Consider the following 18,226-nt stretch of genomic DNA (forward strand, 5'->3'; position numbering starts at 1 on the left):
AGCCCTCAGGTCTCTCGGATGGTGCCGGGGCGGATGCGCTCGATGGCGTCGGCCCGGCCGAGCGCGCGTCCGGAGGCCACCGCGGCGGCCAGCGGCTCGCTGCCCAGGGCCGTGTCCAGCCGGGACCTCAGCCGGACCGCGAGCGGATCGGTCGGGTCATCCGCGCCGCGCAGTGAGATGGTGGCGCCCAGCATCTCGGCGGCGTCCTGGGGTCGCTCACTCGCCTCGGCCCACCCGGCGACGGCCAGCCCGATGGCGGCGAGAATCGGCATATCCCGGGTGCCGACCGCGCAGTCATAGGCCGCCGTGAGGGTGGCCCCGGCCAGGGCCGGATCGCCGAGCTCGCTTTCCAGGGTGCCCAGCACGGCCAGGGTAGAGGCGCGCACATGGCCGTTCATCGGGTGCACCTGGTTGAGGTGCTGGACGTCCTCGCGCAGCCGGCCGGCAAGCCGGCGCATCTCGTCCCGCTCGCCCAGCAGCATCGTCATCGTCGCGGTCACGCCGTCGGCCAGCAGGCGCCGGGTCCGCGAGCCGGCCTGCAGGTCGAGCCCGCCGACCAGAGCGGCCTCCCGGCGGGCGCCGTCGAAATCCCCGATGCGGGCGTGCAGATCGCTCAGCCGCAGCCGGAACATCATCTCGTCAGCCGTCGCACCGAACTCGGCCATGCTGTCCGCCGCTCGCTGATAGGCGGAGATGGCCTCCGGAAGCTGCCCGTCCAGCACGTGCAGCTGCCCCCTGGCCGACAGCGTCGAGGCCATCCCCCACCGGTCGCCGAGGTCGGTGAACAGCGCCAGCGCGGTGTCCACGTCCGCGCGCATCGCCGGCACGCGCCCCTCGTTCTCGTTGATGGCCGCGCGGAACATGTACGAGGTGGCCCGCACCCACGGATCACTGGCCTGGACCGCGTCGTCGAGCAGTTCGAACGCCCGGTCGAGGGAGCGGCTGAAGAACAGCATCATCGGCCGCAGCATCAGGATGACCGGATCGCCGGCGGCGTCCACCTCGTTGAGACGGACGTTCAGCTCCTCCAGCCGGGCGACCCCGTCCTCGACATCTTCGGGTGCGTTGTCCCCGAAGGTGGTGGCCATCGTGTTGATCGCGTGCAGTGCCTCGACCACGACCCGGTCCCGCGCCGGAACGGTGCCCGCGGGGTCCGGCACGCTCAGGGCGAACCGCAGCCAGGTGGTGGCCTCGCTGTGGCCGCCGAGCAAGGTCCAGTACCAACCGAGCGCCCGGGTCATCTCGACAGCGGCGCGGGCATGGCCACAGTCGCCGAAGTAGCGCAGTGCGGCCAGGATGTTGTCGCGCTCGTCCTCCAGCCGCCCGATGGCCACCAGCTGGTCACCCCTGGTGAGGGACGGTTCCGCCTCGGCGACCAGGTCGGCGAAGTAGCGGGCATGGACGAGCCGCACGCCGTCTGCCTCGTGGCGCGCGGCGAGCTGCTCGATTCCGTACTCGCGCAGCGTCTCCAGCATCCGGTAGCGCGACGGCGACTGGCTGTTGCGCGAGCGGTTGCTGCCGAGCCCACTCTGCAGCAGCGACTTGTCGACCAGCTGGCTGAGTAGCTCGACCACATCGTCTTCACCGGACGGCAGGGCCGCCGGCAGCGCGGGATCGGCGCAGATCCGGGATGCGCTCTCGATGGTGGCACCGGACGGGAACACCGCGAGCCGCTCGGCCAGCAGCCGCTCGGTCGGGGTGAGCAGGTCCCAGCTCCATTCGACGACGGCGCGCAGGGTGCGGTGCCGCGGCATGGCGGCACGGTTCCCGCCGGTGAGCAGCCGGAACCGGTCCGACAGCCGGGCCGCGATCTCGTGCACCGGCAGCACCCGCAGCCGTGCCGCGGCCAGCTCGATGGCCAACGGCAGGCCGTCCAGGCGCCGGACGATCTCGACCACCGCCCCGACCGTGTCCGAGTCCACCCGGAAGTCCGCCGACACCGCAGCGGCCCGGTCGGTGAACAGCTGCACCGACGGCAGGCCGAGCGCCTCGTCGGCGTCGGCGCCCACCGGCGGCAACCGCAGCGGCGGTAGCTGACACAGCGCCTCTCCGTCGATGGCGAGCGCTTCCCGGCTGGTGGCGAGGATGCGCAACCGCGGGCACGAGGCGAGCAGCCGGTCCGCGAGCGAGGCGAGATCGGTGATCACATGTTCGCAATTGTCCAGTACCAGCAGGCAATCGGAATCGGCCAGTACGTCGAACAGCCGGTCCTCGGTGGACATGGCCTGCTCGGCGCGGCGGTCGACGGTGGTGTTCGCCCGCAAGCCCAGGGACCCCAGGATCGCCTGCGCCAGGTTGACCGGATCGGTCACCGGCGCGAGCTCGACCAGCCACACCCCGTCGTCCAGACGGCCCACCCAGTCGGACGCGGCGACTCCGGCCAGCCGGGTCTTGCCCGCTCCGCCGGGGCCGACCACGGTGACCAGCCGGCCGCTCTCGAGCAGCTCCGCGATCCGGTTCAGCTCGTCCGCGCGCCCGAGAAAGGTGGTGCGGCCGGTCCGCAGATTGGTCCGGGTCACCGTCCGCGATGGCCGCTCGGGCTCGCTCCGGAACAGGGTCAGGTGCAGCCGCTGCAGCTCCGCGGACGGGTCGGTGCCCAACTGGTCAACCAGGTACCTGCGTAGCCGCTCGTACCCGGCCAATGCCTCGTTCGTGCGGCCGGCGCCGGCCAGCGCCGTCATCAGCAGCCACGTGAAGCGCTCCCGCAGCGGGTGGTCCGCCGCCAGCGCCTCGCACTCGGCCACCACGTCAGCACCGCCGTCGAGCTGGATCGCGGCCTCGATCCGGTCCTCCAGGGCATCCAGGCGCTGCTCGTCGAGGCGGCCCGCCGGAGCCGGATCGTCCAGCTCGGGCAGCGCGGGACCGCGCCAGAGTTGCAGTGCCTCGCGCAGCTGTTGTGTGGCGGCATCCGGGCGGCCCTCGCGCAGCCGCGCTCGCCCCGTCCGGGCGAGCTCGGAGAACCGGAAGGCGTCCACGTCGGCTGCGCTGAGCGGAAGCCGGTAGCCACCGGGCTCCTGCACGACGGTGCAGGCGTCCCCGGCGGCGCGGCGTAGCCGGGACACCAGCGTCTGCAGGGCGTTGGTCGCGTCCGCCGGTGGCGCGTCCCGCCAGATCGCGTCGATCAGCTCATGCGGGGGCACCGGGCTTCCGGCCGCCAGCGCCAGCCGGGCCAGCAGCGCGCGGACTCTGGCCCCGCCGACCGGGACCACGACGCCGTCGCGCATCAGGGCGACTGGGCCGAGGATCGAGACCTGCATGCGCCTCAGTGTGACAGCCCACTGCCGGCTCGCTACCGTCCAGGAAGATCGCGGCGCGGCGTTGCGTCGGTACCGTCAGAGAGCCTCGCGCGTGCGGAACTCCGCGGCGAGATCGGCCATCGTGGTGAACCAGACGTTGTCGTGGCCCAGCATGTACTCGACGAGCTCGCGCAGCATCCGCATCCGGTGGTTCCGGCCGATGATCTCCGGGTGCATGGTAAGGATGTAGCAGCCGTCGCCGCCTTCCTCGTACGCCCCGTCGAAATCACCGCGCCAGATCTCGGCCACCTTGGACGGGGCCGACAACCCGACCCGGTACGTGGGGAAGTAGGAGAACATGAAGTGCGCGGAATCGGTGAGCTCCCACGCGCCCGGCAGCTCGACGATGTCGGTCCGCTTGCCCTGGTCGCTCACCCAGTACGGCCGGTCGGCTCCCAACTGGCTGGCGTCATAGGTGATGCCGTACTCCCGCAGCAGGCTGTACGTCGACTCCGACAGCTCCCAGGACGGTGAGCGATAACCGGTCGGCGCCGTGCCGGTCACCGTGACCAGGGCGTCGATGCCCCGCTCGATCATCCGGCGTTCCTCCGGCTCGGTCAGCGTCGTCGGCGGCTCGTGCAGGTAACCATGATGGCCGATCTCGTAACCGGAGCCGGCGATGGTCCGGGTGAGCCCGGAATGCCGCTCGGCGGTGTCGCCGGGAACGAAGAAGGTGGCCGGCAGCTCGAACTCCTTCAGCAGCCTGAGGATTCGGGGCACGCCCTCGTTGGCCGCGTAGGCACCACGGGACAGCGCGGACGGGGTGCTGGTGTTCAGCGCACCCAGCCACAGCGACTCGGCGTCGAAGTCGAAGGTGAGCGCGACGGCCAGCTGGTGGTGTTCGGCCGTTCCGGTGAAATTGGCCATCAGTCGATCCCTTCAGTGCTGCCAGTATTACCAGTGCTCGCCAGGCTTACCCGCGCGTCGGCGGCCGCAGCGTCGGTCATCACCAGGTACGTGGGAACCCAGTGCGTGGCGTAGTAATGCCGATTGGCCAAGCAGTCCTTCGCGGCCAGCAGGTGTGCATCGGCTGACTGACCGAGCACGGGAATCCGCGGGTCGCCGGCCGGGAGCGCCACCGCCATCCGCCGCAGGGACCAGGCCTTGCTCAGTAGCAGCCCGCTCAGGTGCACGGTGGCGGGATCACCGGCCTCGGGCTCGAACATCGGTGGCTGCAGCAGGGCATCCGTTTCGAGGCCGGGCAGGAAGTCCCCGAGCCAGCCCGCGAAGTCGGCCGAGGGCAGCACGGTCGCCAGCAGACCGGCCTCGGTGAGCGCCGGCGACAGGAAGTCACCGCCGGACGGTTCGAGACCGAGCGGGTAGTCGCGGTCCGCACCGAACATCCGCATCGCCGCGTCGGTGAAGGCCTGCTCGGTCGCGAGGTCGCCGGTCAGCCGCGCCGAATCGATGCCGAGCGTCAGGCTGAACGCCGTATTGCCGTGCACTCCGGTACGGATCGGGAACTGCAGGCTCTGGCCGAAGTACCGCACCAGCCGGCTGCACAACCCGTCACGCAACGGTGTCAGCGCCGCGGCCCAGCGCTGCTCATCCGACCCGGGGATGGCCGCGGCCTCGGCATGCAGGCGAAGTACCCAGGCCCAGCCGTACGGCCGGGAGAAGGTGCCCTGGAGTGTGGTGTCGAAATAGGCCAGTTCTCGCCCGAGCCGCTCCTCGGTGAGGTGCTCGTCGAGAACCCGCCGCGCCTCGTCCGCCCGCTCCAGGGCCGGCCACCGGTGGCGCAGTCGGATCAGCAGCCAGTGGTTGTGCACGGCGGAATGCCAGTCGTAGCAGCCGAAGAAGACCGGATGCAGGTCCGCCGGAACCCGGAAGTGCGCGGGACCGTCCATGCCGTGCTCGAGCGCGTACGGGAATTCCCGGTCGACGCAGCTCAACGAGACAGCGAGCAGGTCCGCTGGATCGAACAGGTCCATGGTGCTATTCCTTCGCGTGGGTCAACGACAACGCGGTCGGAACCGGTTCGCGAAGCGGAAAGTGGCAGGCGGCCTGATGGCCCGGGCCGAAGTACGCCAGCGGCGGTTGGACATCGGCGCACAACTGCTGCGCTCGGGGGCAGCGGGTACGGAAACGGCAACCTGAGGGCGGGTCGATCGCCGACGGCAGCTCACCCCGCACCTGGATCGTGGTCTTGGCCCGCTCACGTACCGGATCAGGAGTCGGGATGGTGTCGATCAGCGCGCGGGTGTAGGGGTGAACCGTTTCTTTGAAGAGGACGTCGGACGGCCCCCACTCGACCAGCTGGCCGAGGTACATGACGCCGACCTGGTCAGCGATGTAGCGCAACGTCGTCAGGTCGTGCGAGATGATCAGGTATGTCAGCTGGTGCGCCTGCTGCAGGTCCATCATCAGATTGAGAATCTGCGACCGTACCGAGACATCCAGGGCCGACACCGGCTCGTCGGCAACGATGACCTGCGGGCTCAGGGCGAGCGCGCGCGCCAGCCCGATACGCTGGCGTTGGCCGCCGGAGAACTCGTGCGGGTGCCTGCTGATCATGCTGGTCGGCAGGCCCACCTCCGTCAGTAGCTGGGCGACCCGGTCCTTGCGTTCGGCGCGCGTGCCGCGGCGCTGTACGGCCAGCGGCTCGCCGATGATCGCACCCACCTTCATCCGGGGGTCGAGTGAGGCGTACGGGTCCTGGAACATCAGCTGCAGCTCGCGGCGGGCCCGGCGACGCTGCTCCCTGGTGCCGGCCCGGACATCCACACCGTCGAACTTGATCACGCCACTGGTGGGACGCTCCAGCCCGACGACCAGTCGTCCCAGGGTGGTCTTGCCACAGCCGGACTCGCCGACCAGGCCGACCGTGCGGCCGCGAGCCAGGCTCATCGACACATCCGAGACGGCGTGCACGACTTGACGGCCGCCGCCGAAGCCGGACGAAGCCGGGTACTCCATCACCGCGTTCTGCACCTCGACCAGCGGCGTGTCGATCGCCGTGGCGGTCATGACGCCGCTCCGATCGATGCGGCGGTCGCCGTGCCGCCGGCTGGCTTCGCGGGGTGGTGGCAACCGAAGTGATGCCGACCGGTGCCGCGCCACGACGGGTCGAGGGCGAAGCAGTCCGCTTCGGCGAAGCCGCACCGAGGGGCGAACCTGCAAGCCCGCAACGGCTTCGACAGATTGGGAGGCAGGCCCTGGATGGTGGCCAGCCGCTCCCCGCGGCGGGTTTCCAGCGTCGGTATCGAGGTCAGCAGCGCCTCGGTGTAACGGTGTCGGTAGTTGGCGAACAGTGGCCCTGTCGGCGCGAGCTCGGCGAGCCGGCCGGCGTACATGACGGCGACCTCGTCGGTGTGGCCGGCGACCACGCCCATGTCGTGGGTGATCAGCAGGACGGACATGTTCATGTCGCGCTGCAGTTCGGAGAACAGCCGCAGGATCTGATCTTGCGTGGTCACGTCCAGCGCGGTCGTCGGTTCGTCGGCTACCAGCAGTTTCGGCTCGCAGATCAGGGCGGTGGCGATCATGACGCGTTGCCGCATGCCTCCTGACAGTTCGTGCGGGTACCGGTCCAGCTGCTGAGCGGGGCGGGGCAGGCCGACCCGGGCCAGCATCTCTTCGGCGCGGCGGCGAGCGGTCTGCCGCTTGGCCATGCCGTGGATGAGCAACGGTTCGGCGACCTGCGCACCGATCCGCTGGGTCGGGTTCAGCGCGGTCATCGGGTCCTGGAACACCACTCCGACGCTCCTGCCGCGCACCTCGCGAGCCTCGGCCTCTTTCAGGCCGACGATGTCCTGGCCAGCGATCTTGATACTGCCGGCCACGACTTGGCCGCCACTGGGCAGCAGACCCAGCACGGCCAGACCGGTCGTGGACTTACCGCAGCCCGACTCCCCCACCAGGCCCAGCGTGCGGCCGGCGGCGATGTCCAGGGAGATGCCGTCCACCGGGCGCACGGTCGAACGCCGGGACCGGATGTCTATCGCCAGATCCGAAATCTCAAGAACAGCAGTCATCTTCGCGCTCCAGATGATCAGAGACGGCGCTGCGCGCGCAGCCCGACGGCGTCACGCAGCCCGTCACCGATGAGGTTGAAGGACAGGACGGTGATGATGATGGCGATGCCGGACGGATAGATCAGCCACCAGAAGCCCGAGTAGGTGTAGTTCAGGCCGTCCGACAGCATGCCGCCCCAGTTAGCGGCCGGTGGTGGAATGCCTAGTCCCAGAAAGGAGATCGCGGCGATGGCGAGGATGGCATCGGCCACCTGGAACGTCGCGTTGACGACGATGGTGCCGATGACGTTGGGTACCAGGTGCCGGAAGATGACCCGCGGCCCGCGCCCACCCATCACCCGGACGGCCTGGATATAGTCGCGGGTGCGCAGTGAGAGCGTCTCGCCCCGGACCAGCCTGGCCGGTGCCAGCCAGGCAAGCAGGCCCAGCACCAGGATCAGCATGGTGACGCTCGGGCGGAACACGGTCGCGAGGAACATCAGCAGGAACAGCGCGGGAATCGACATCACGCTGTCGACGATGCGCATCATCAGCGAGTCGACGAGGCCGCCGCAGTAGCCGGCGATGGTGCCCCACAGCACACCGACCACGATCGCCACGATCGCCGCGCCGAGTGCGATCTCCAGCGAGGTCTGACCACCGAGCATCAGCCGGCCCAGCTCGTCGTAGCCGACCTGGTCGGTGCCCAGCGGATGCCCGGCGCCGGGTGGCAGGGTCTGGTTCGTCAGGTTGGTGTGCACCTGGTCGGTGTGATACACCAGCGGGCCGCCGAAGCAGAAGAGAACCATGCCTACGAACAACAGCATTCCGAGGACGGCCAGCTTGTTCTCGGCGAACGTGCGCAGCACTACCCTGGCGGGTCGCGCGGACGGGCTCGGGTCATCGGTGTCCGCGACCGGCAGCTCCCCGGCTGGCAGCCCCGCGGCCGGTGTCTGCTCCGGCAGGTCAACGGTCATCGGACACCATCGTCTCTTCGCGTGGGTTCAGCCATGCGCGTGCCGGATTCGCGGATCGAGCAGCGCATACCCGATGTCGGCCAGCACCGAGCCCAGGACGGTCGCGATCGCGACGACCAGAGTCACGGCGAGCAGAACGGGGTAGTCCTGGGTCACGGCCGCGTTGTAGAAGAGCAGGCCCATGCCGGGAAAGTTGAACACCCGCTCGGTGATCAGCGTCCCGGACAGGATGAACGGCAACGACAGGCCGAGCAGCGTGAGGATCGGTGAGATGGCGTTGCGCAGCACATGACCGAACAGCACCCGTGCCGTCGAGGCGCCCTTGGCCCGAGCCGTACGGACGTAGTCCTGCGTCAGGTTGTCGATGGTCGATGAGCGCATGTAACGGCTGTAGAGCGCCACCGAGATGAGCGCGATCGTGGCGATGGGAAGGACCAGGCCGGACGGCTGCGCAAGCACGGCGGCGATCGACCCCTGGGGTGCCTGGGCCGGTAGGAAGCCGAGCTTCACCGAGAAGAACAGCACCAGGATGAGCGACAGCCAGAACGAGGGCGTGGAGTACAGCACGAACGTCACCGCGGTGGCGAGGTAGTCCGTCAGTCGATTGCGCCGGACGGCCTGCAGCGTCCCGAGCGGGATCGCGATCAGTACCGCGATGGCGACCGAGACGCCGGCCAGCAGCGCCGTCTTGGGCAGGCGGTCCTTGAGCAGGTCCAGCACCGTCGAGTTCTCCTTGTAGGAGTAACCCAGATCGCCGCGGAACAGCTCACCCAGCCAGGTGAGGTACTGCTGCGGCAGGCTCTTGTCGAAGCCGTGCTGCTTGTTGAAGGACTCGACCGCGGTCGGAGTCGCCTGCACGCCGAGCTCCGCTCTCGCCGGTCCGCCGGGCAGCAGGTGGATCAGGACGAACACGATGATCGTGACGATGAACAGCACGACGATCGCCTGCAGTACTCGGCGGCCCAGAAAGCGAATCATGCACAGGTCATTTCGTCAGCTGCCAATCCTCAGGCGTCACCGAGAGGATGGGACTCTGCTTGCCGATGTCGACGCCGGCGAGCCGGTTGGACACGGCTGAGATGCGGTACAGCTCGGACGGCATCCACAGCACGGGCACCTGGCTGGCGAGGTCGTTCGCCACGTTGACCACCGCGTTGGGGTCGTTCTTGTGGACGGCCGCGGCGATGAGCGCGTCGGAGTTCGAGTTGGAGTATCCGCCGTAGTTGGAGCCGGCGCCGGTGGCGAAGAGCTGGTCACCGGACGGGTAGGGGTTGATGCCATAGATCCAGCCACCACCCCAGTTGATGATCTGCCACTTGCACTTGCTGTCATTGGGCTTGCACGGCGCGGCGTCGGCCAGCACCGTGTTGAACGGTGCCTGGTTGAGGTTCAGCGAGATGCCAGCAGCCGAGAAGTCCGACTTCATGGCCTGCATCTCCTGGTCGACGGTGACCAGGCCGGAGCTGTATTCGAGGTTGAACTGCAGCTTGGTGCCGGCGGCAATGCCCACCCCGCACTGGTTGGCTCCCGTTCCCGGGCTGGCGCAGACCGAGGTGCCGTTGGGTGTCACCGTCCAGCCGTGCGAGCTGAGCAGGGTCTTCGCCTTGTCGGGGTTGTACGGCAGGGCCTTGGAGGGATCGTAGGCCTTGACGAACGCGCTGATCTGGATGGGCCCCGAGTTGAGGCTGCCGGTGCCGCGCAGCGGGCCCTTGATGAAGGCGTCCTGGTTGACCAGGGACTGCATCGCCTGCCGGATGTAGAGCTGCTTGACCAGTGGCCCGGACTGCGGCTGGTTGAAGTTCAGGGCGATGAAGTTGGTCCCCCACGACTGCCACGGATCGATCCGGTAGCCGCTCTGCTTGAGGACGTTCTCCTGGCTCTTCTCCTGCACCGGCAGGTAGCCGTAGTCGATCGTCTTGCCCGACCGGATCACGTTGAGCTCGGTCGTCTCCGAGGTGAAGGGCTGCTCGACGAACTTGGCCAGATGTGGCTTGTTGGGTCCTGAGTACCCGGGGTTGGGTACGAATTCGGCATAGCCGTCGGTGCGGTAAGTACTCAGCACCCAGGGGCCGTTGACCGTCTTCCACAGCGGGTTCTTGCCGTAGCTGCTGACATCGCTGGATTGCTTGTCCAGGAAGGTGTAAACCTGCTTCGCGCTGGCGGGATTGCGGTCGAGGTCACCGACCGTCCCGGTCAGCGAGGTCTTGTCCCAGACATGCTGTGGAATCGGCGCGATCTGCGCGAGCTCGTTGTAGTTGAACCACTGGGGGTTGTAGGCCTCGCTCAGCTTGAGCGTAAAGGTCTTGTCGTCCACGGCGGTGAACTTGGTGATGTTGTCGGGGAATTCTCCCGGGATGTAGCCGGCCGCGACAGTCTTGTTGGCACGGAAGAGGTTGATCCAGAACTCGACGTCGCGAGTCGTCACCGGCTTGCCGTCGGACCACTTGTAGTCGTTCAGGGTCACGCTGACCTCGGTATTGCCCGCGCTGTAGACGGCGTCCTTGGCCAGGCTCAACTTGGGGTCGATGACCGGCTGGCCGTCCTTGCCGATCCAGTAGAGAGATCGGTAGGACAGCCGGTTGAACTGCTCGATGTTGGCGATGCTCTGATGAATCGGCGTCATCATCGGAAAGATGTAGTCGGGCTTGCCACCAGCGCTCTCGGCAAAGGTAGCGGTACCGCCCTCGATCGGCTTACCGGTCGGGGCCTTGCCGTTGGCCGTGGAGTTGCCGCCGGTACAGGCGGTTGCGAGCACCGCTATGGCAGCTACGGCCGCCAGCGGTAGCACTCGAAGTGTGGACAACACAAAGGACTCCTTGGTGTCGAGGCAGGGGGCCTGAGGCGGCCCACCTGGGCTGAAGGAACCCTAACGAATCGTTGAACGATCCGACAAGAGATCGATAGTTACGATCGTGTGTCCGCCCCGACGTCCGACACGAATGGGGCCAAATCAACGTTTGCCGCCCGCAGGGCGTCGCGGACCGCCCGCGCGATCCGCACCGCCCCAGGGGTGTCACCGTGGATGCACACGGTCGCGAGCTCGACGTCGATGACCGATCCGGACGCCGTGACCACCGTTGCCTCGGTTGCCATCCGTACCACCCGGGCCGCCACGGCGTCCGGGTCGGTGAGCACCGCGCCGGGCTGGCCGCGCGGCACGAGCTGCCCGTCGTCGGTGTACGCGCGGTCGGCGAATCCCTCGGTGTAGCAATGAATTCCAAGTTCGGCGGCGACGCGGCCGGCCGCGGAACCGGGCAACGTGAGGAGCGGCAGCGGCGTGTGGAACTGGGCAATCGCCGTCAGCACGGTCCTGGCCAGGCTCTCGTCGACGGCCATCTCGTTGTACAGCGCACCGTGCGGCTTGACGTAGCTGACGCGGCCGCCGGCCGCCGTGGCGAGGGCGTCCAGTGCTCCGAGCTGGTACAGCACGTCGGCGGTGAGCTCCTCCGGTGTCAGCGCGACATGCCGGCGGCCGAAGCCGCGCAGGTCCGGATAGGCGACGTGAGCGCCGATGGCGATGCCGCGCGAGATGGCGGCGCGGGCTGTGCGGTGGATGGTGACCGGGTCGCCGGCGTGGAATCCGCAGGCGATGTTCGCGCTGGTGACGACGTCGAGAACGGCCTCGTCATCGCCCATTCGCCAGGCTCCGTAAGCCTCTCCCAGATCGCTGTTGAGGTCCATCCCGTCTCAGGCGATCGCGCCGGCGGCGAGGGTGCCCGTGCCGTACGAGCGCTCGGGATGCAGCGTGAGCTCGATGGCTGCCAGCAGGCCGCGCCGCATCGTGGCCAGCTCCATGGTGGGCTGCCCGACCGGCTGGCTGCCGGCTGACACCGCGGCCGACTCGGGTGTGTCGGGAATGTGGATGAAACCTGCCGGAATACCGCGTCGCTCCCCGGCAGCGGCGACGAGGTAGAAGAGCTGATTGCACAGATACGTTCCCGCAGTGTCGGAGATGTGGCCGGGAATCGTGGACCGCTGCCAGTCGCTGAGGATCGCCCTGATCGGCAGGCCGGAGAAGTGACCGGCCGGCCCGGACGGATCGATCGGGGCGTCGGTCAGCAGCACCCCGGCGTGGTCGGGCACCGGAAAGTCCCGGACGTTGATCGCGATCCGCTCCAACGAGAGCGCGGGCCGTCCCGGCGCCAGGCCGAGCGACACGATCGCCGACGGGTTCAACTCGTCGAGCGCGGCGCTCAGCTCGGCTGCCACCGTGTGGGTACTGGTCGCGAACACCCTGGCGACGACCGGCACCCCGTCGATCACCTCCCCTGCCAGCGAGTGGGCAAGGTCCGCACTGGGGTTACGGGTATGGGCGCCGAAGGGTCCGAACCCGGTGACGAGCACGGGTCCCGCCGTCGCGCCGGCAATCGTGTCCGACATGTCATCGCCTTTCTGCGAGCTTGTGGCACTGTAACCAATCGTTGAACAATCCTTCAAGAGGCCGGTTCGGCAGGGTCATCGTCTGTACGATGCTGCAGATGACCGGCGGGACCGGCCTGAGACGCGGAACGGTCCCGAGAGAGGACCCAGCACACGATGAACAGCGCAGGCCCGGTGTCCGCCGTGCTCCAGAGCGAGCGCGGCCGGTTGCTGCGCTCCGGAACCGCCGAGCGGGTCACCGAGATCCTCCGCGAGCAGATCACCGGCGGGCTGTTAGCGCCGGGCGTCCGGCTGTCGGAGGAGAGCATCGGCGAGGCGCTGGGAGTATCGCGCAACACGCTGCGGGAGGCATTCCGGCTGCTGAGCCACGAAGGACTGGTGGTGCACGAGCTGCACCGTGGGGTCTTCGTGCGGGTGCTCACCGCGGCCGACGTGACGGACCTGTACCTGCTGCGGCAGGTCGTGGAGGGCGCCGCTGTGCGCTCCGCCGCGCGGGGCGAGCTGGGCACTCTGATCGCCACCGTCGAGCAGGCCGAGGCCGCCGCGGCCGGCAGGCGCTGGGGCGAGGTGGCCACGTTCGACCTGCAGTTCCACCAGGAGTTGGTGAGCCTGGCGGGCAGCCCCCGACTGGACAGCCTGATGCGGCGGCTGCTGGCCGAGCTGAGGTTGGCATTCCACGTGATGTCGCACCCCGGCGAGTTCCACGAGCCGTACCTGCTGCGCAACCGCAGCCTGGTGAGTTTGCTGCAGGCCGGCAGGGCCGACGAGGCGGCGGCCGAATTGCGGGCCTACCTGGAGGACGCCGAAGCCCAACTGCTGAACGCCTTCCAGCAGCGGGATGCCGGCGCCTCGACGGAGCGCAAACCCCAGCATCGATGACCGCTCCGTTCATCCTGCGGGCCGCCGGGCCCACCGCGCTGCTCGTCGAGTTCGAGAACGCCCAACGGATGCGCAACTACTACCGGGAGGCCGAGCGCAGGCAGGCCGACGGCAGCCTGGCGGCGACCATCGAGATCGTTCCGGCCGCGACCACCATCCTGTTCGACGTGGTGGCGGACCCCGCCGCGCTGGCCCGCGAGCTGCGGGGCTGGCACCCGGTGGCGGGCGCGACCACCCGCAGCCGGCTGGTCGACGTGCCGGCGAGCTATGACGGCCCGGACCTGCCGGTGGTGGCCGAGCTCTGGGGCGTGAGCACCGACGAGGTGGTACGGGTCCACACCGGCCTGGAACACGAGGTCGCCTTCATCGGCTTCGCCCCGGGATTCGCCTATATAGCGGGGCTGCCCGAACGGTTGCGCGTGCCCCGCCGCGCCACTCCCCGTACCGCCGTCCCGGCGGGCTCGGTCGCGCTGGCCGACGAGTTCACCGGCATCTACCCACGTGACACGCCGGGCGGCTGGCAGCTGATCGGACGGACCGAGATTCCGCTGTGGGATCCAGGGGATCCAGCTGCCGGGTACCTCGCTCCCGGAGACCGGGTGCGGTTCCGCGCGGTGCACCGGTGAGCGGGTACCTGGAGGTGCTCCGCGCGGGCGCGCTGACCACGGTGCAGGATGCCGGCCGGCCCGGCTTCGCACGGCTGGCCGTCCCCCGCAGCGGGGCGGCCGACCTGCCTGCCCTGCTGCTGGCCAACCGGCTCGTCGGCAATCCCGAGGACGCCGCGGCGCTGGAGACCACGATGACCGGGGTGAGCGTCCGGGCCAGCCGGGCCTGCCACGTCGCCGTCACGGGGGCCGAGGCCGAGGTCCGGCGGGACGGCCGGCCGACCGACTGGGGAATTCCACTGTTGCTGCCTGCCGGAACGGTCCTCGATGTAGGTGCGGCGCGCCGTGGAGTGCGCAGTTACCTCGCGGTGTCCGGTGGCATCGCCGTCGAGCCGGTGCTGGGCAGCCGGGCGACCGACCTGCTGTCCGGGCTGGGTCCGGCCGTCGTCGCCGCGGGCACCGAACTGCCGCTGGGACAGGGAGGTTCCGAGCCGGCTCGGATCGACTTTGCCCCGTACCGGGCAGCAGAGCCGGTGCTGCGGGTGGACTGCTACCTGGGTCCACGGGATGACCGGCTGACGTCGGCCGCCCTGTCGGTGCTCGGTTCGGCAACCTGGACCGTGTCGGCCCGGAGCAACCGGATCGGCTTGCGGCTGGAGGGGCCGGAGCTGGAGCGGCGGATGACCGCCGAGCTTCCCAGTGAGGGCATCGTGCTCGGGTCGGTCCAGCTTCCGGCCGACGGTCAGCCGGTGCTCTTCCTTGCCGATCATCCCGTCACGGGCGGGTACCCGGTGATCGGGGTGGTTCCCCAGGCGGACGTCTGGCGCTGCGGGCAGGCGGCGCCAGGCACCGCGATCCGTTTCCGGTTGAAACGCTTGCCCCTTCTCTGACGGAAGCGGCCCCTCTCAGAACGAGGCGTGCAGGAGCTGACGTGAGGCGGCGAGGTGCGCGCGCATCGCCCGCTCCGCCTGTTCCGGATCGTGCGCCGTCAGCGCGACGAGCAGCTCGTCGTGCGGCAGCATCGTGGCGTGCTGGGCAGGGCGCGAGGCCCAGTACAGCCGCCAGAAGCGCAGGTTGTGCGCGAGCAGCCGGTCGGCGGCGTCCTGCAGCAGCGAGTTGCGTACCAGGTGCACCAGCATGGCGTGGATCGCGTGGTCGTCGCGCAGGAAGGCCTCGCGATCGGTTCCCGCACGGGCCCGGTCCGCGGCCCTGACCAGGGCCCGCAGCGTGGACAGCTCGTCCTTGGTGGCGCGACCGGCCACGATGTGCACCACCCCGCACTCGATCGCCTCCCGCGCCTCGAACATGTCGACCACATCGTCGAGTCCCACCGCTGACACGACGGTTCCCCGGCGTGGTAGCACCGTCACGAACCGGTCGACGGCCAGCCGGGCGATCGCCTCGCGCACCGGCATCCTGCCGAGTCCGAGTTCGTCGACCATCGCCAGCTCGTTCACCATCGCGCCGGGTGGCAGGCGCAGGTCGAGGATCCGCGCCCGCAACTCGGCATAGGCGAGGTCGCTCGCGCGCCGCGGTCCCGCCGCGAGAGAGGGGCTCACCATCAGGCACCCCAGCCACTCGACGAGATCACGACGGCGTCCGGTGGCACGCGATAGCGAAGCCGTAGAGCCGGTGGGCGGTACCGTTCAGGATTCGCTCGCCGGCGTCGCGGGCCTCGTCCGGTTCGAGGTCGTCGTGCTCGACCAGTTCGGAGAGCACCGTGCCGAGGGCGCGCCGGCCGTCCCGGGCACCGATCCAGTGCAGCTCGGGAACCCGCGCGCCGTCGGAGCTGTACATCAGCTTGCCGAACGGAGCGATGGCCAGCGCTGCCCGGGTCATCGTGGTCAGCTCCGTCACGGACAGGAACGGAATGGCGTACGACAGGTCGAGATAGACGTTGCCATAGACCGAGGCCAGGTAGGCACCCTCGCGGAAGTACGGCCAGCAGCCGTGCAGCAGGACGATATCCATCGAACGGTACGCCCGGTTCTCGAACACCGCCCGCAGCTCCAGCGGTGCGGCCCGGCGCAGATCGGCGTCGGGATCGCCGTACCCGACGTGGAACTGGACGGGCAGGCGCTGCTCGGCGGCGGCCTCGAACGCGACGTGCAGCAGGGTGTCCAGCAACGGCTTGTGGCCCAGCCGCACCGAACCGGACGCGGCGACCTCGTTCCGGGCACGCGCGAAGGACGCTCGCGCCTCGTCGTCCGGCCAGCGCCGGATGTCGAGACCGGTACGGTAGGCGGCGATGGTCTTGAATCCTGCGAAGCCCGCGGCCCGCACGTCTGCCAGCTCGTGACGCAGCGCCTCGACCAGGTCGTCGTAGCGGGCATGCTCGGCGACGAGATCCTGAAACGTCAACTCCAGCCGTTGCAGCGCGACGTGGCCGGCTCCGCTGGCCGCTGTGAACGCCTCGTGGCTCAGGGCCGATTCCGGCGCGGGATAACCGGTGTCGATGACCACGCCGCCGATCTTTGCGTCGGAGAAGAGCGCCGAGACAAGCTGTTCCGGACTCAACCTCGCCCGGGCCGCAAGCACCTCCGCCTCGGTGCGATGAACCCCGTGGAAGTCCGCCATCGCGCGGATCAGCCTGCGGTAGAAGGCAGTGTCGGCCGAGTGCGTCGTGCGCATCAGCTCGTCCGGTGACTCGGTGAACAGCTGCCGCCACTGCGCCGGGTCAGGGTAGTCAGCGGCCTGGATGGCGTGACAGTGGTTGTCGATAACGGGAATGTCGCCGAGGTCGAGAAGAACAGTCATGGCGTCAGAACCGGTAGAAGTGGTTGCGGATCTCGAACTCGTCACTCTCGGCCGAGAACGCCTGCTCCTCGGAACGGCGCACGGCGAGGTAGCAACGCGAGAGCAGATCACCCATGCTGTCCAGCAGGAACTCGTCACCCTGCAGCTCGTTCAGCGCCGCGGCCATGGTCGAGGGCAGCGGGCGGACTTTGCCGCGTTCGAGCTCCTCGGGTGACATCCGGGCGGGGTCGCGTTCGCTCGGCTCCCCCGGTTCGAGTTCCCGCTCGATGCCGTCCAGGCCGCACGCGATCAGGGCACCGAGGGACAGGTACGGGTTCGCGCTGCCGTCCGAGGCCTTGAACTCGATGTTGTAGCTCTGCTCCTCGCGCTGGTAGAACGGCGAGACCACCCGCAGCGCTGCCTCCTTGTTGTCGAAACCCCACGCGGTGGTCGTCGACGCCCAGGCGCTGGGCTTGAGCCGGCGGTAGGAGTTGTAGCTCGGAACGGTCAGGGCGCTCAACGCGGGCAGGTGCTCCGCAACGCCGGCGATGAAATGCCGCCCCAGCGTGGACAGGCCCCGGTCCGCCGACTTGTCGTAGAGCAGGCTGCGCTTGCCCTGGACGTCCCACAGGCTCAGGTGGACGTGCGCGCCGCTGCCGATCTCGTCCGGATACGGCTTGGGCGCGAACGAGGCGAGCAGCCCGTGCCGCAGTGCGACACCGCGGATCGTGTCGCGGAACTTCAGCTGGTTGTCGGCGGCACCGAGGGCGTCGGTGTGCTTGACGGAGATCTCCTGCTGGCCGGGGCCGTACTCGTTGATCGCCTGCTCGACCTCCATCCCCTGCACCACCAGAGCGTCGATCATGTCGATCATGATGGCTGAATTGAGGTCGTGGCCGATCGGGCTGTAGACCGGGGCGTGGTCGACGAAGTCGAAGGGCACGTAGCGGCCCTCGTCCTCGCGCGCCAGGTAATACTCGTTCTCGAAGGTCGCCTGCACGGTGAAACCGGCCTCGGCGGCCCTGGCCAGGACGTCCTTGAGGTAGGACCGAGGGCAGGCGCCCCAGTTCAGCCGGTCGTGTCCCAGCTGGTCGCACAGCACGCTGGCACTGCCGGGCGCCCATGGCAGCACAGTGAACGTGTCGGGATCGGGAACCAGCCGGATCTCGCCGATCGGCTCCATTCCCTCGATGTCCACCACGGTTTCGAGCAGGTTGATCGCCATCTGGGCCCGGGTGAGGCTGACTCCCTCCAGCAGCTTGTGCTCGAGTTGGGCGACATGAATGGCCTTGCTGCGCGCGACGCCGCTGACATCGCAGTACTCGAAGCGGATTAGCTTCACATCCGCCTGGTGCGCGGCGGTGACGACTTCGTGGATATTCATGTGCTGTCCTCTCGCT

Annotated in this window: 14 protein-coding genes and 1 pseudogene; 3 read left to right on the top strand and 12 right to left on the bottom strand. The window is 68.9% G+C overall.

Annotation, left to right across the window (positions count from 1 at the left end; all coding sequences use genetic code 11):
- Window positions 1–5: 5 nt before the first annotated feature.
- The 9 genes and pseudogenes from RM423_RS09535 to RM423_RS09580 form a co-directional block, all read right to left on the bottom strand.
- Entirely contained in the window at window positions 6–3,257 is a 3,252-nt protein-coding gene (locus RM423_RS09535; protein WP_311422788.1) for a BTAD domain-containing putative transcriptional regulator, read from the bottom strand.
- Between the two features lie 75 nt (window positions 3,258–3,332).
- Window positions 3,333–4,163, bottom strand: a complete 831-nt coding sequence (locus RM423_RS09540) for a polysaccharide deacetylase family protein (RefSeq protein ID WP_311422789.1) — start codon at window positions 4,161–4,163, stop codon at window positions 3,333–3,335.
- Window positions 4,163–5,227, bottom strand: a complete 1,065-nt coding sequence (locus tag RM423_RS09545) for a DUF2891 domain-containing protein (RefSeq protein WP_311422790.1) — start codon at window positions 5,225–5,227, stop codon at window positions 4,163–4,165. Before RM423_RS09545 ends, RM423_RS09540 begins: the two co-directional genes overlap by 1 nt.
- Before the next feature lie 4 nt (window positions 5,228–5,231).
- Window positions 5,232–7,270, bottom strand: a pseudogene (locus RM423_RS25560) (dipeptide ABC transporter ATP-binding protein).
- Window positions 7,271–7,287: 17 nt separating this feature from the next.
- Window positions 7,288–8,226: an ABC transporter permease gene (locus tag RM423_RS09560; protein ID WP_311422793.1), complete on the bottom strand. Its 939-nt coding sequence runs from the start codon at window positions 8,224–8,226 to the stop codon at window positions 7,288–7,290.
- A 27-nt stretch (window positions 8,227–8,253) separates the two neighbouring features.
- Entirely contained in the window at window positions 8,254–9,204 is a 951-nt protein-coding gene (locus tag RM423_RS09565; protein WP_311422794.1) for an ABC transporter permease, read from the bottom strand.
- A 7-nt stretch (window positions 9,205–9,211) separates the two neighbouring features.
- On the bottom strand, window positions 9,212–11,032 hold the full coding sequence (locus tag RM423_RS09570; RefSeq protein WP_311422795.1) for a peptide ABC transporter substrate-binding protein: 1,821 nt from the start codon (window positions 11,030–11,032) through the stop codon (window positions 9,212–9,214).
- 98 nt (window positions 11,033–11,130) lie between these two features.
- Entirely contained in the window at window positions 11,131–11,907 is a 777-nt protein-coding gene (locus tag RM423_RS09575) for a LamB/YcsF family protein (RefSeq protein WP_311422796.1), read from the bottom strand.
- Window positions 11,908–11,913: 6 nt separating this feature from the next.
- Complete coding sequence (locus RM423_RS09580) at window positions 11,914–12,606, bottom strand: pyroglutamyl-peptidase I family protein (RefSeq protein ID WP_311422797.1); 693 nt, start codon at window positions 12,604–12,606, stop codon at window positions 11,914–11,916.
- A gap of 156 nt (window positions 12,607–12,762) precedes the next feature.
- Here RM423_RS09580 and RM423_RS09585 point away from each other — a divergent pair, with 156 nt between their 5' ends.
- From RM423_RS09585 to RM423_RS09595, 3 genes are read left to right on the top strand one after another with little or no spacing between them, the layout of a single operon-like run.
- A complete protein-coding gene (locus RM423_RS09585; protein WP_311422798.1) occupies window positions 12,763–13,485 on the top strand; it encodes a GntR family transcriptional regulator in 723 nt (240 codons plus the stop codon).
- Window positions 13,482–14,111 (top strand): 5-oxoprolinase subunit PxpB, encoded by a 630-nt coding sequence (gene pxpB, locus RM423_RS09590; RefSeq protein WP_311422799.1) that lies wholly within the window; start codon window positions 13,482–13,484, stop codon window positions 14,109–14,111. The genes RM423_RS09585 and pxpB overlap by 4 nt, the downstream gene beginning before the upstream one ends.
- Window positions 14,108–14,980, top strand: a complete 873-nt coding sequence (locus tag RM423_RS09595) for a 5-oxoprolinase subunit C family protein (RefSeq protein WP_311422800.1) — start codon at window positions 14,108–14,110, stop codon at window positions 14,978–14,980. The genes pxpB and RM423_RS09595 overlap by 4 nt, the downstream gene beginning before the upstream one ends.
- A 15-nt stretch (window positions 14,981–14,995) precedes the next feature.
- Here RM423_RS09595 and RM423_RS09600 read toward each other — a convergent pair whose 3' ends face one another.
- Genes RM423_RS09600 through RM423_RS09610 form a run of 3 tightly spaced genes read right to left on the bottom strand, consistent with a single transcriptional unit; the run spans window position 14,996 to window position 18,210 of the window.
- Window positions 14,996–15,649: a GntR family transcriptional regulator gene (locus RM423_RS09600; RefSeq protein ID WP_311422801.1), complete on the bottom strand. Its 654-nt coding sequence runs from the start codon at window positions 15,647–15,649 to the stop codon at window positions 14,996–14,998.
- 28 nt (window positions 15,650–15,677) lie between these two features.
- Complete coding sequence (locus RM423_RS09605) at window positions 15,678–16,847, bottom strand: amidohydrolase family protein (RefSeq protein WP_311422802.1); 1,170 nt, start codon at window positions 16,845–16,847, stop codon at window positions 15,678–15,680.
- Window positions 16,848–16,851: 4 nt separating this feature from the next.
- Window positions 16,852–18,210: a glutamine synthetase family protein gene (locus RM423_RS09610; RefSeq protein ID WP_311422803.1), complete on the bottom strand. Its 1,359-nt coding sequence runs from the start codon at window positions 18,208–18,210 to the stop codon at window positions 16,852–16,854.
- Window positions 18,211–18,226 lie beyond the last annotated feature (16 nt).

This window comes from Jatrophihabitans lederbergiae, from assembly GCF_031845305.1.
GTDB classification, from domain to species: domain Bacteria; phylum Actinomycetota; class Actinomycetes; order Mycobacteriales; family Jatrophihabitantaceae; genus Jatrophihabitans_A; species Jatrophihabitans_A lederbergiae.